We start from the raw sequence: 12,112 nt of genomic DNA on the forward strand, positions 1-12,112 counted from the left end.
TCCCCTCAGTGCAGGCGGGACTAGGCAAGCTCAACCACTGTCGCTACTCCCTGGCCGCCGCCAATGCATAGTGCTGCCAGCCCTTTCTCTGCATTCCGCTTTTTCATTTCATGCAGGAGCGTGACAAGGACCCTTGCACCGCTGGCGCCAATCGGGTGGCCAAGCGCAATTGCCCCGCCGTTTACGTTCAATATTTCATTGTTGAAGCCGAGCTCTTTTCCTACTGCAAGCGATTGAGCGGCAAAGGCCTCATTTGCCTCGATCAAATCCAGTTCTTCCATTGAAACTCCTGCCTTCTCCAACACCTTCTTGACCGCCGGCACCGGTCCGATTCCCATGATGCTCGGATCTACGCCGGCACTTGCGTTCGCTTTGATGACAGCAATCGGCTGGACCCCGAGCTCCTCCGCCTTTGCCCTGCTCATCACAACAAGGGCGGCTGCACCGTCATTAATGCCCGATGCATTGCCGGCAGTAACTGAGCCATCCTTTTTGAAGGCCGGCCTCAAGCCGGCAAGCTTTTCGGCAGTCGTCCCTTTTTTCAAATATTCGTCGCTGTCAAAGATGACCGGATCCCCTTTGCGCTGAGGAATTTCGACAGGCACAATTTCATCCTTGAAACGCCCGGCCTCTTGTGCTTTCTGCGCTTTTTCCTGGCTCCATGCTGCAAATGTGTCCTGCTCTTCCCTGCTGAGGCCATACTGCGAGCAGAGGTTTTCCGCTGTCATGCCCATATGGTAGTCATTGAATGCACACCACAGCCCGTCAGAGACCATGCTGTCCACCAGCTTCTGATCGCCCATCTTAAACCCTTCGCGGGCGCCTTTTAGCAGGTAAGGGGCCTGGCTCATATTTTCCATGCCGCCCGCAACGACGACTTCTGCATCCCCTGCCATAATCGCCTGATAGGCAAGATGCACTGCCTTCAAGCCGGAGCCGCAGACTTTATTGATCGTCATAGAGGAAACGCTTTCAGGAATCCCCGCCAAAATAGCTGCCTGCCTTGCCGGATTCTGGCCCAGCCCCGCCTGCAGCACGTTTCCCATGATAACTTCATCCACCTGTTCTGCCTCAAGCCCTGCCTTTTCCAATGCACCCTTTATGGCAGCGGCCCCAAGCGCCGGAGCTGAAACTCCCTTCAGGCTCCCGTTAAAGCTCCCGATCGCCGTCCTTACAGCACTCGCTATTACGATGTCTGTCTGCTTCAAGCTATTCACCCTTTCTAACTGCAATATGTATTAGTTCGAGCCAAAAATGAGAAATTCCTTTTATTTTGTCAAAATTTCTATTATTCTTGCTTTTTATTTTTCTTTTCTCCTACAATATAAGAAAGCCCTTTCATTAATCTTGCAATCTACAAATAAAAATATGTTGTCAGGAGTGAAATCATGACCCTCTGCCTGCCAAAGAAAGCGACCATCATAGAAGTAGGCCCGCGCGACGGGCTCCAAAATGAAAAAACGTTCATTCCAACCCCTGTTAAAAAGGAATTCATATCCGCGCTGAAAAAAGCCGGCTTTGCCGAGATGGAGCTTACCTCCTTCGTCTCACCTAAATGGGTGCCGCAAATGGCGGATGCAGCTGAAATTGCCGCCAGCTCTATTGGATCAGGTGTGCGCGATTTTGTCCTTGCCCCCAACAGGAAGGGCATTGAACGCGCCTATATGACCGGCTGCCGCGCGATTGCTGTCTTCGTTGGGGTAAGCGACAGCTTCAACAAAAAAAATATCAACAAAACAACAGCGGAAAGCATGGAGGAAATCCTGCCGCTGGTCAGGGAATTGAAGGAAAAAGGCTACTTTGTGCGCGCCTGCATCTCGACCAGCTTCTACTGCCCTTATGAAGGCAAAATAGAGGAAGACAGGACTGTGGAGCTTTGCCGCCAATTTACTCTCGCCGGGGCAGATGAGCTGAGTGTTGCCGATACGATCGGCATGGCTGCCCCTCATGAGGCATACTCCCTGTTCAGCAGGCTGAAGCACGAATTTCCGAATGTTTTGCTGACAGCGCATTTCCATGACACAAGGAAAATGGCTTTGACGAATATCTTTGCCGCTCTCCAGGCAGGGATCGACCGCTTCGACAGCTCTGCAGGCGGCCTTGGCGGCTGTCCGTTCGCTCCAGGTGCGGCAGGTAATGCGGCAACCGAGGATGTTGTGAATATGCTTGAACGGATGGGAATCAGCACTGGCATCAATTTGGACCTCCTTATGGATGCCATTGATATTGTACAGCCCCATCTCAGCCGGCCGATTGAAAGCGCGATTTACCAGCTGTATTTGGGAGAGGCATCCAGGGAACGAGCAGGTTCATAATCTGTTTTATCTGCATAACTTCCGCCTTTGTGAGCACTTTAAGAATTAATGCTAAATCAAAGGAGGAATTATCATGAGCCAGAAGCGGGACAAAGGGAACAGCCAGAAAGGCAAGCCTGCAAGCGATACTGTCAATCATACGATTGCGGCTGAAGAGCTGGAAAAAGCCATTCACCCGGCAAGGGGCCAGAATTCTCCGCAATAGCCGTTCAGCAGCCGCGATTGCCGTGGCTGTTTTTCGTTCACAGAGCAGAATTTTTCTTTAGGAAGAAAACGATGATTTTCCGTCCGTTTTCATTTCGAAGAGCATCTGCTAATGGTAAAATAAAGAAAAACCTTATTTTGGAGGGATCGTCTTGAGAAAGGCATTCCGTTACCTTTTTTCACTCCTTGTCTTTTTAACCTCGATCGGTGTGTATTTTACCAATCGGATCATGTATATGAAGAAAAAGGATGACAGCTTTATCCTCAACAGGGAAACTGAAGCCGGAAGGGTAGATCCTCTTTCCTTCAGCAGCCTTGCAAAAAAGGAGGTTTTGATCCCATCCCCTTTTGGTTACTCCCTGAAGGCGGTTCTCGCAGAGCCGCACTCTTCGAACAAATATATTATCATCTGCCACGGAGTGACAGAAAATAAAACAAACAGCATTAAGTATATGAATCTGTTCCTCAACCGCGGATTCAACGCCCTCATCTATGACCACCGCCGGCATGGAGAATCCGGCGGCAAGACGACGAGTTATGGGCATTATGAAAAATTCGACCTTCAGGCCGTTGTCCAGTGGCTGAAAAAAGAGAAAGGCGATGACCTGCTCCTGGGGATCCACGGCGAATCGATGGGAGCGGCCACCATGCTGCTGTATGCCGGAATGCTGGAGGATGGAGCCGATTTTTATATAGCCGACTGTCCGTTCTCGGATTTCAGGGAGCAGCTTTCTTACCGGCTGAAAACAGAAATGAAGCTGCCGCCACAGCTGGTTCTTCCGGTGGCAGACATTTTCCTGCGCCTAAGGGAAAAATATTCTCTGAACGAAGTATCCCCCATCGCTGTCATCGACCAGATCAAAAAGCCGGTGCTGTTCATCCACAGCACGAAGGATGATTTTATCCTGCCCACCATGACAGAGGCCCTTTTCCTGCGCAAGCCCGGCCCGAAAAAACTGTTTCTTGCCATGAACGGGGTCCATGCCCAGTCCTTGAATGAAAACCGCAATGACTATGAGAAAGCCATCGACGAATTTCTTGAAGACTATATTTTTAAAAAGGGGCCGATGGCCGCCGGTTCTTAAACAGATAGGGAGGAGGCTTTTTGAAAGCCTCCTCCCTTTATGCTCCCGCAGCATAACAGCCGCCGTCACTATCTGTTTTTCTGCTGGCTGACGGCCTTCCCCTCGGCAGACAGGCCCCTCACGAGTTCGAACTCACCGGCCGCAAAATAAAAGCGCCCCTCTTCCGTCTCTATCAGCTTCGCCGGCTGGAATGAATCCTTCTTTCCCGCTTCCACTGCTGTTATGTCATTGTTCAGGATCCGCCCAAACACAATCGGCACTTTATGCTTCAGATTGCCTTCTGTGTCATACTGATAGAAGGTTTCCGGATAGACCGTCATATGATCGTTCTGCTTATATTCCCAATGGTTATGGCCCGCGTTCTTCCAGCCGGCCTTCTTGCTTTCCTGCAGATAGGCGGCGGCAACTGCCTGCACCTTTTCCGCCCCATTGTCCGCTTCCCGCTCCTGCTCTGTCAGATACAACACAACCGTGCCGCCCTTCACCTTTTCTTTATGTATCACCTTCTGGACATTGAAAGGCACTTCTGTACTCATCGCTTCCTCGAAGGTTTTAGGCTGGCATGCTGCAAGGAAGATGGCCGCCAGCATGATCCATAAGCCTGCCTTTTTCTTCATTCTCCCGCCCCCTTTAGCATCTCTTTTATCATTAAATGAAGGAACAGCCTGTAACATGCGCCAAGGTGCGCTATGGTTCTCTAGCCTTATTCGGCTTTTTTGAAACCTGAATTGATAAAAAATTCCATTTTGAGTTTTGAGCCGGAACAAAAGCGCAAGCGCCTTGATCACCTTAAGGAACGCAGACTAAGAACGCCACGTCCTGTGGCAACATCTGCATGACCAGCTTCCTGGGGGCCTCAAGACGAACCTCCCGGAAAGGCGTTCTTTGCCTTTTTGGGAGGTTCGGCTTATGACTTCGGCGCTGCTGCTGGACGTGGATCAAGAATTGAAAATTATCCACAAGTCTTCCAATTTATAAATTCTTCAACTACAAAAAAACAGACCGCATTGCGGCCTGCCTCAGGAAATCTTATTAATGAAGCTCATTCTCGGATTCAAGTATTGATTCGGGCTTTTCAGCTGAAAACAATTGGCTTGATCGGAATAATCGATTGTCATGCTTTCATCGAAAAAGACTTCTTTTGATTTTTCTATATAGATGCTGCCGGCTTCGGTGCTGATTTCCCTGTCGCCGGAATCCACTCCATCCACCAGCCATAAGGCGCTTACGCCGCTGACAACACAGCCGCAGCCTTCTGTATCATATTTTAATTTTAAATAGCCTTCTTTTCCGGCTGTTTTTTCTTTGAGTTTTTCCTGTGCTGTTCTAGTGACTGCAATTTTCATGGGAAAATCACCTGCTTTCGTTTCATAATCCCATTCTAGCATAAAGCAGGCATTCCACCTTTTCATGTGCTCAGCACTTCCGCCCTGCTGGACAAGCCGGCCCGCCGGTATGGGAATAACCCGGCAGGTGACAGCTCTGCCGGATCAAGGCTGGCTTTTCCCGGCATCTTCCGGACGGGGCTGGTCTTTCCGCTCCATTCCGCTGAGCGAATGGCGGTTAAACCTTCCTTTATCCGCCCCTGCTCCCGGAGCAATATTGGACATGGGCAGCTGCTCAAGCTCTTTGCCTCTTGGCATAAGAAACACCTCCTGCCTTTAAGGTGCTCCCCCTGCGCAAATCCATTCTCTTTTCCTGCCGCTATTCCCCGGCGGCCCTGACATCGGCAACCGTGTTCAGCGGGATGCGGTGGACCTCGCCAAAATGGTCTATGACATGAAGCTTTTGGCCGATTTCATCCCAATAGTGGATGTTTCCGATTACGAGTTCATGACGGTGAGTGCGGAAGTGGGTGATGGCAACCGCCTGGCCGAACTCCATCGCTTCAGCAAGTGTCTCATTCATCTGTTCAAGCTGCTGCTCATCCAGTTCTTTCGGCTTTTCATAGGTGTCCTCTTTCGCCCAGTCCCGGAGCAGCTTTACATGCTCTGGGAGCATCATCGACGTCCATTTTATCCTTCCCCTGTCCCGGATCATATCTCTGCCTCCTTACATTTTATGGCCCCCGACCAGTGTAGCCCGATGTTTGGCTGTCCCTGCCGCAGTATATGATATCGCCCGCAGCAGCGCACCGGATCCGAAACGGCGGCGGATGCTGTCGACGGTGTATCCGAGCTCCCTGCTTTTCCAGCTGTTCAGGTCAAAAAGGCTGAGCTGGAATTCATGGTCATCCACAATATTGCCAAGGGCCATTGAAATTTTCCTGACCGTCTTCCCAGAGTAATTTTCCTGAAAAAGTTCCAGGCAGACCCGGTAAATATCCATGGTGACATTGGTCGGCTGATCGATGGTGCGCGACCGGTAGAAGCCGCCTCCAAATTCATCCTGGCTGTATCCCACGCCAAAGCTGACTGTCCTTCCCGCCTTGCGGTGGTTTCTGGCCCTCCTTGCCAGCTCTTCGCACATTTCAAGGATCACCTGCTTGATTTCCCCTTCATCCTTATAATCGCGCAGCAGGATCTGGCTTTTCCCAAAACTGATCTGCCCCTCCATGATCGGCGCGCCGATGTCGGAAAGATCAACGCCCCAGGCATGGTGGTAAAGCTGGTTCCCCATGATGCCGAATTTCTTTTCCAATGCTTCCAGATCATAGCGGGCCAGCTGCCCTACAGTGAAAATGCCCATCCCGTTCAGGGTCTTCTCCACCCTTCTTCCGATCCCCCACATGTCCCTCAGGGGCGAAACCTTCCAGAGCTTCTCCTTGACATCATCGTATGTCCATTCAGCAATCCCCTTCTGCTTCGCCTCAAGATCAAGGCACAGCTTGGAGAGCAGCATATTAGGGCCGATGCCGATGGCACAGGGCAGCTGGAACTCCCTTTCAATATCATCCTTGATTTTCTCGGCAATGGTATAAGCGCCTCCCCAAAGCTTTGCAGCTCCGTCAACTTTGATGAAGCTTTCATCCACACTGTAAGTATGGATGCTTTCCTTCGGGACATAGCGGTGGAATACACGTGTAATCTCGGTGGAAATTCTCAGATAGGTGGCCATTTTCGGTTCTACCACGATAATGCGGGGATCTTTCGGGATTTCAAAATAGCGGGTTCCGGTCTTGACGCCAAATTCTTTTTTCATCCGCGGGGAGGCGGCGAGGACAATGCTTCCTTTCCGTTTTTTATCACCTACTACAGCAAGATAGCATTCAAGCGGGTCGAGGCCCTCCATCACAGCGGAACAGCTTGCATAAAAGCTTTTCATATCCACACATAAAATTTGGTTGTTCGGCATCGTGCTGTAATCGATCATTTCTTTTCTCTCCCTTGGCGCTTGGCTGCATTCCTCTTAGGCCCAATTAGCTTACAGATTCAGATATCCAAAAAGAACATCTGTTCTAATTCATTATACCCACTATATTAAGCGAATATGCGTTCGCATTCAATGGAAATTTTACGACGAATTTCTTGATTCCGGTTTGCCTGCCAGCAGATAAGCTGTTTTTCCATTGTTTCGCAGCCTGACGGCCCGGGCTTCCATTGGGGGAAAGATTGGCTATAATGGCAGGAGGGAGGAATCTCGATGGACAGAAAATTGATATACAAAATGGCGGCCGGCTGCCTTGGCCAGTACGGCTTTGACGGCAGCTTGATCAAGCCTGGCAGCAGGGAATTTGAAGAACTTTACAGGCGTATTGAGGAGAAGAAAAATGAAGATGCAGAAGCGGATTTGCACGAAATAGTCGAAGATGCGGTATATGGATTTGTCACCGGGTCTCCTTACTTTTAAGAACAGCAAGAATGAAAAACAAACAGGACCCTCTGCTGGAGGGCCCTGTTTGTTGGCGAAAGGCGGATTTTTGACTTTATTAGCAAGTTTTTCAGTTTATTAGCAACTTTTTTATTTTATTAGCAACTTTTTTATTTTATTAGCAAGCTTTTCAGTTTATTAGCAAATTTTCCCGTTTATTAGCAACTTTCCGGTTTTATTAGCAACTCTGCAAAACTGGAGGCACTATTACAATTCCCTCCAAAAAAAACCGCACTCATTTTTTATTGAATGCCCGCCGGCCGGCCTTTTCAAAAAGGCGCGGGAAAAGGGCATAAATGGTGCTTCCGGCATTCATCCAGCGCGGGAGATTGATTTCCCTCCGGCCCGTCAGCATGCTGTCCACCACTTTTTCTGCCACATAGCGCGGCTGCAGCATAAAACGCTGGACATTTTTCACATAGGTCCCTTTTTCATCTGCAATATTAAAGAAATTAGTGGCAATCGGGCCCGGGTTGACAGTCGTCACATGCACCCCGAGATCAGCAAGCTCCATCCGGAGGCTGTTCGAATAGCCCAAAACAGCGTGCTTCGTGGCAGAATATACGCTCGATTTTGGCGTAGCGATCTTTCCTGCCTGGGATGCGATGTTAATGATGTGCCCGCTATTCCTGCTTCTCATAGAAGGCAGGACCATGCTCGTTGCGGCCATCAGCCCGATGACATTAACATCGAACATCCCTTTTATTTCCTCGATCGGCGCTTCATGCGCTTCCCGGAATACCCCGAAGCCGGCATTGTTCACAAGCACATCGACATGTCCCCACTCACCCAGGATCCGGGCGAAAACGGCCTGGACCGCATCTGTATCCGAAACATCCAGCCGGTCTGTATTTACTTCAGCACCATAGCGGGTTCCAAGTGCACCGGCAATCTCCTCCAGCTTTTCCTGATTCCGCGCCAAAAGCCACAGCCTCGCTCCTCTTTCCGCGCAAAGGGCAGCCATTTCCGCTCCGATGCCTCCTGATGCCCCGGTGATGACAATATTCTTTTCTCTAAGACGTCCTGACAGCAAAAAACCACCTCATTCAGCAATTGTATAAAAGAAGGCGCCGTCTTCCTCCTTAATAACAATTTCTCCTAACGACTCCAAATAGTCAAGCTGGGCTACTGTCTCCGAGAGAGTCAGGGTGAATTCCCGTTCATAAACGGCCGGAAACAGCCTCTGGCATACTTGGAAGGCAGTAAGCGGCCCTTCCTCAAGCCATCCTTTAACCTGCATTGCCCGGTCATGCTGGCGGCCGAGCCTCTTTTCAATCAGCGGGGGAACTTCGCTCACTTCAGGTCCATGGCCCGAATAAACAAGGCTGATAGGAATCTCCAGCAGCTTTTTCAGTGACTCATTATATTGAAGCATCGGCCTTGGACGTTCTGTTTCTCCAGAAAGCGGAGGCTCGAGGAGAGGATTTGGAGAAATACTGGCAAGCAGATGGTCTCCCCCGATGTAAGTGCCATCCTTTTCGCGGTACAGGCCTATATGGCTTTGTGCATGCCCCGGAGTTTCCACCACACTCCAGCCCGGCAGGCCTGGCGGTTCATCGCCTTCGCAGATCGAGCCGGTAAGAGAGCGGCTGCAGGAAAATCTAAGCGTTTTCTTCATCAGGGCAATGAACGGCAAATAAGCATCCGGAATGCCAAATTCGCGGAAAAGCCCCATGTAAAAACGGTCATGCATATCAAAAAAGGCCTCTGTCCTGTTCAGCCAGCGTTCATTTGCAGAATGTCCGTAAACCTCGAGTTCAGGGGAAAAATAATCAAGCAGGCCGGCATGATCGGGGTGGTGATGGGTGAGGATCACCTGTTCAATATCCTGCGGCTTCAGCTTCAGCTCCTTCAGCTGATGGTTCAGTGCTTCCCATGCTTCTTCTGTTTTGGGGCCGGCGTCCACCAAAGTCAGCCTGTCGCCTTTAATCAGGTAAACATTCACATCTCCAACCGGAAAAGGGGTGGGGATGACTAACTTCGCGATATCATTCTTCCATTCAGCCATTTTTCTTAACTCCTTGAAATTATATTTAAATAAAGTAATGGATATAAAAACACTGGCTTCTCCAGCAGCACCATCATTTCAGCGGAAAATAAACAGGGCTGCTGCCGGAAAAAAACACAGAATCTATGTATACTTTGGAAAATTGGCAGACAGTATATACTGTAAGTTTAACTTTATTCAAAGGAATTGTCATTATTTTCACATAACTTTTCTTGAGTGGTTAAAAAAATCCTGATGAAAGCCTATTGACAGGTCCGCTCCTTTTCTTGCATAATCACAAAAACATCTTTTTTATAAAGAACGAAGCGTTGAATAGGGCCAGTAAATGGGAAATGGCGAAAGAGAGTGAAGCCCGCCGGCTGAAAGGCTTCACCGCCCGCTTGAACATTGAACCTACCTTATGAGCTGTCAGGAAAACCTGACGTCCCGTCCCGGCGTTAACGGGCGCTAAGCTGCATCAGACCTGAACAATGGCAGGCCTGGTGAATGAAGGTGGTACCACGGAAGCAAAGCCTTTCGTCCTTTACCGGACGGAGGGCTTTTTATTTTTAACGGACCAAAAACAGAAAGGATTTGATCACTATGAAAAAACTGGCGGTCATCGGGGCAGGATCCATGGCGGAAGCCCTGATTGCAGGAATGATAGAAAATGGGCTTGTGAAAGCTGAGCGTATTTATGTGACCAATAAAAGCAATGAGGAACGGCTTGAAAGAATGGCAGGCACTTATGGCGTACACGCCACCCACAGCATGGTGGAGGTGATGTCCGGAGCGGAAGCAGTCATCCTGGCCATGAAGCCAAAGGATGCGGCAGAAGCGATGGAGCGCCTTGTTCCTTATCTGAATGAAAGTATGCTGATTATTTCTGTCCTTGCAGGCGTGCCGATGGAGAGCATTGAAAGACTTTCCCGCCTCAAGCCTGCCATCATAAGGGCTATGCCTAATACATCTGCAGCTGTCTGCAAATCGGCCACAGCCCTGGCGGCAAATCTTAAAGCCACCCAGGAACAGGCTGCACTCGCCAGGGAAATTTTCGAGACTGTCGGGACGGCGGTGTTTGTGGAGGAGGAACAGCTGGACGCAGTGACAGGCCTGTCGGGGAGCGGCCCTGCCTATATCTATTATTTGGCGGAAGCAATGGAGAAAAGTGCAGCCGAGGCCGGCCTCGATCAGCCTGTAGCAAAGGAGCTCATCATCCAGACACTGGCAGGCGCAGCGGCCATGCTAGCCCGATCTGATAAAGAGCCAGAAGAGCTGCGGAGGAATGTCACCAGCCCGGGAGGCACAACAGAGGCCGGTATCCGTGTGCTCGACAGCCATGGCGTCCAGGAAGCTTTCATGTTATGCATCAAAGAGGCGGCCCTGCAGTCAGGACGCCTTGGCAAAGCGATTACGGAAGAGCTGCGGCAGAAGAATAGCCAAAGTTGAACATCTCCTCCCCTTTCCTTAAAATGGAGCCAAATACAGGGAGGGAGTGAAAAAAATGCTGGCCATTCTTCTGGCACTCTGCATGATCATCTGGATATGCGCCATAGCTGATGCTTTTTTGGGACTGCGGAGGCTTGACCAGCTTGAAGAGGAAGAAGAGCTGGCTTCCGGCCCCCTTCTGTCAATTGTCACAGCAGCACGAAATGAAGCAGCCGTGATCGAAGAGAGCATCCGCACTCAGCTTTCACAAAATTACACACACCTCGAATGGATCCTTGTTAATGACCGGTCAGAGGATGGCACGGGGGAGATCATGGAAAGGCTGGCCCAGGAAGATGCAAGAATCAGGGTTCTTCATATCCATGACCTGCCTGATGGCTGGCTCGGGAAAAACCATGCCCTGTGCAGAGGAGCAGGAATGGCAAAGGGAGATATAATCCTCTTTACTGATGCCGACGTAATGTTCCGGAAAGATGCCATCGGCAGGGCACTTTCTTATTTCAGGCGCCAGGGCCTCGATCATCTTACAGCTGCCCCGGCTTTGAAAGCACACAGCTTCTGGCTCAAAGCGTTCATCGGCTTTTTCCTTTTCGGTTTTTCCTATTATAAACGCCCCTGGCAGGCCAACCGGCCACAATCAAAAACGGGGATCGGGATCGGCGCATTCAACCTTATTTCCAAAAAAGCTTACGAAGATGCCGGCACACATGAATCCATCCGGATGAGGCCGGATGATGACCTGATGCTCGGTATGCTGATGAAGAGGCTCGGGTACAGGCAGAAAATCGCTGCAGCGCTGGAGCTGCTTGAAGTCGAATGGTATACAAGCCTGGGAGAAGCATTCAGGGGCCTTGAGAAAAATACATTCGCCGGCCTCCATTACCGAATCAGCATGGTGCTTTTGGCCATTGCCGGCACTTTCATTTCCCAGGTGGTTCCCTTCTTTGCCGTTTTTTCGCCGGATCGGCTTGTCATGGGGCTAAGTGCGGCAAACATCATTCTGCTGGGGGGCCTTTATACGATGATTTCAAACCGCATGACCCCCTTTTCCTCCGCCCTTTTTCTCGTTTTTCCGTTAACGGCGCTTCTTTTCATCTACAGCATCATGCGCGCAAGTTTCTTGACGTTTAAGAGGGGAGGCATCGTCTGGCGGGGTACAAAATACAGCCTGAAGGAGCTGCGCCGAAAAAATAAATAAGCGCGAGCGCTTTCTTTTTCCTTCCCTTCTGCCCCCTGCTATACTAAAAGTGTTTAGCTGCACG

Annotated in this window: 14 protein-coding genes; 6 read left to right on the forward strand and 8 right to left on the reverse strand. The window is 50.2% G+C overall.

The window, feature by feature from the left end; all coding sequences use genetic code 11:
- Positions 1-20: 20 nt before the first annotated feature.
- Complete coding sequence (locus tag CYJ37_RS13345; RefSeq protein ID WP_101550236.1) at positions 21-1,208, reverse strand: acetyl-CoA C-acetyltransferase; 1,188 nt, start codon at positions 1,206-1,208, stop codon at positions 21-23.
- Positions 1,209-1,388: 180 nt separating this feature from the next.
- On the opposite strand from CYJ37_RS13345, the gene CYJ37_RS13350 reads away from it, so the two are divergent.
- The 3 genes from CYJ37_RS13350 (at position 1,389) to CYJ37_RS13355 (ending at position 3,604) form a co-directional block, all read left to right on the forward strand.
- On the forward strand, positions 1,389-2,315 hold the full coding sequence (locus tag CYJ37_RS13350; protein WP_101550238.1) for a hydroxymethylglutaryl-CoA lyase: 927 nt from the start codon (positions 1,389-1,391) through the stop codon (positions 2,313-2,315).
- A 73-nt stretch (positions 2,316-2,388) separates the two neighbouring features.
- Positions 2,389-2,520 carry a hypothetical protein gene (locus CYJ37_RS27780; protein ID WP_009794737.1) on the forward strand — a complete coding sequence of 44 codons (132 nt, stop codon included), beginning with the start codon at positions 2,389-2,391 and terminating at the stop codon, positions 2,518-2,520.
- Between the two features lie 151 nt (positions 2,521-2,671).
- Complete coding sequence (locus CYJ37_RS13355; protein ID WP_009794736.1) at positions 2,672-3,604, forward strand: alpha/beta hydrolase; 933 nt, start codon at positions 2,672-2,674, stop codon at positions 3,602-3,604.
- 68 nt (positions 3,605-3,672) lie between these two features.
- Here CYJ37_RS13355 and CYJ37_RS13360 read toward each other — a convergent pair whose 3' ends face one another.
- The 5 genes from CYJ37_RS13360 to CYJ37_RS13375 form a co-directional block, all read right to left on the reverse strand.
- Entirely contained in the window at positions 3,673-4,221 is a 549-nt protein-coding gene (locus CYJ37_RS13360; protein ID WP_022544167.1) for a hypothetical protein, read from the reverse strand.
- Between the two features lie 402 nt (positions 4,222-4,623).
- Complete coding sequence (locus tag CYJ37_RS13365) at positions 4,624-4,950, reverse strand: iron-sulfur cluster biosynthesis family protein (protein ID WP_035403064.1); 327 nt, start codon at positions 4,948-4,950, stop codon at positions 4,624-4,626.
- Between the two features lie 144 nt (positions 4,951-5,094).
- Entirely contained in the window at positions 5,095-5,247 is a 153-nt protein-coding gene (locus CYJ37_RS27285) for a hypothetical protein (protein WP_009794732.1), read from the reverse strand.
- A gap of 61 nt (positions 5,248-5,308) precedes the next feature.
- On the reverse strand, positions 5,309-5,644 hold the full coding sequence (locus CYJ37_RS13370) for a YolD-like family protein (protein ID WP_009794731.1): 336 nt from the start codon (positions 5,642-5,644) through the stop codon (positions 5,309-5,311).
- A 12-nt stretch (positions 5,645-5,656) separates the two neighbouring features.
- Complete coding sequence (locus CYJ37_RS13375; RefSeq protein WP_009794730.1) at positions 5,657-6,916, reverse strand: Y-family DNA polymerase; 1,260 nt, start codon at positions 6,914-6,916, stop codon at positions 5,657-5,659.
- Positions 6,917-7,186: 270 nt separating this feature from the next.
- Here CYJ37_RS13375 and CYJ37_RS13380 point away from each other — a divergent pair, with 270 nt between their 5' ends.
- Positions 7,187-7,393 carry a YqzH family protein gene (locus tag CYJ37_RS13380; RefSeq protein ID WP_009794728.1) on the forward strand — a complete coding sequence of 69 codons (207 nt, stop codon included), beginning with the start codon at positions 7,187-7,189 and terminating at the stop codon, positions 7,391-7,393.
- A 256-nt stretch (positions 7,394-7,649) separates the two neighbouring features.
- Here CYJ37_RS13380 and CYJ37_RS13385 read toward each other — a convergent pair whose 3' ends face one another.
- Together CYJ37_RS13385 and CYJ37_RS13390 are read right to left on the reverse strand one after the other, a co-directional pair.
- Positions 7,650-8,444, reverse strand: a complete 795-nt coding sequence (locus CYJ37_RS13385) for an SDR family NAD(P)-dependent oxidoreductase (protein WP_035403059.1) — start codon at positions 8,442-8,444, stop codon at positions 7,650-7,652.
- 12 nt (positions 8,445-8,456) lie between these two features.
- The gene (locus CYJ37_RS13390) at positions 8,457-9,422 is read right to left on the reverse strand and encodes an MBL fold metallo-hydrolase (protein WP_009794726.1); all 966 of its coding nucleotides are present in this window, start codon (positions 9,420-9,422) and stop codon (positions 8,457-8,459) included.
- 582 nt (positions 9,423-10,004) lie between these two features.
- Here CYJ37_RS13390 and proC point away from each other — a divergent pair.
- Together proC and CYJ37_RS13400 are read left to right on the forward strand one after the other, a co-directional pair.
- Complete coding sequence (gene proC / locus CYJ37_RS13395) at positions 10,005-10,850, forward strand: pyrroline-5-carboxylate reductase (RefSeq protein ID WP_009794723.1); 846 nt, start codon at positions 10,005-10,007, stop codon at positions 10,848-10,850.
- 55 nt (positions 10,851-10,905) lie between these two features.
- Complete coding sequence (locus CYJ37_RS13400; RefSeq protein ID WP_022544169.1) at positions 10,906-12,048, forward strand: glycosyltransferase; 1,143 nt, start codon at positions 10,906-10,908, stop codon at positions 12,046-12,048.
- Positions 12,049-12,112 lie beyond the last annotated feature (64 nt).

The sequence above is a fragment of the Bacillus sp. UMB0728 genome (assembly GCF_002858875.1).
GTDB lineage: Bacteria > Bacillota > Bacilli > Bacillales > Cytobacillaceae > Bacillus_AB > Bacillus_AB infantis.

What these genes read in the sequence shown, in the direction of transcription:
- CYJ37_RS13350 (WP_101550238.1), top strand. Translation starts at nt 1,389, where the DNA reads ATGACCCTCTGCCTGCCAAAGAAAGCGACCATCATAGAAGTAGGCCCG.
- CYJ37_RS27780 (WP_009794737.1), top strand. Translation starts at nt 2,389, where the DNA reads ATGAGCCAGAAGCGGGACAAAGGGAACAGCCAGAAAGGCAAGCCTGCA.
- CYJ37_RS13360 (WP_022544167.1), bottom strand. Translation starts at nt 4,221, where the DNA reads ATGAAGAAAAAGGCAGGCTTATGGATCATGCTGGCGGCCATCTTCCTT.
- CYJ37_RS13365 (WP_035403064.1), bottom strand. Translation starts at nt 4,950, where the DNA reads ATGAAAATTGCAGTCACTAGAACAGCACAGGAAAAACTCAAAGAAAAA.
- CYJ37_RS27285 (WP_009794732.1), bottom strand. Translation starts at nt 5,247, where the DNA reads ATGCCAAGAGGCAAAGAGCTTGAGCAGCTGCCCATGTCCAATATTGCT.
- CYJ37_RS13370 (WP_009794731.1), bottom strand. Translation starts at nt 5,644, where the DNA reads ATGATCCGGGACAGGGGAAGGATAAAATGGACGTCGATGATGCTCCCA.
- CYJ37_RS13375 (WP_009794730.1), bottom strand. Translation starts at nt 6,916, where the DNA reads ATGATCGATTACAGCACGATGCCGAACAACCAAATTTTATGTGTGGAT.
- CYJ37_RS13380 (WP_009794728.1), top strand. Translation starts at nt 7,187, where the DNA reads ATGGACAGAAAATTGATATACAAAATGGCGGCCGGCTGCCTTGGCCAG.
- CYJ37_RS13390 (WP_009794726.1), bottom strand. Translation starts at nt 9,422, where the DNA reads ATGGCTGAATGGAAGAATGATATCGCGAAGTTAGTCATCCCCACCCCT.
- proC (WP_009794723.1), top strand. Translation starts at nt 10,005, where the DNA reads ATGAAAAAACTGGCGGTCATCGGGGCAGGATCCATGGCGGAAGCCCTG.
- CYJ37_RS13400 (WP_022544169.1), top strand. Translation starts at nt 10,906, where the DNA reads ATGCTGGCCATTCTTCTGGCACTCTGCATGATCATCTGGATATGCGCC.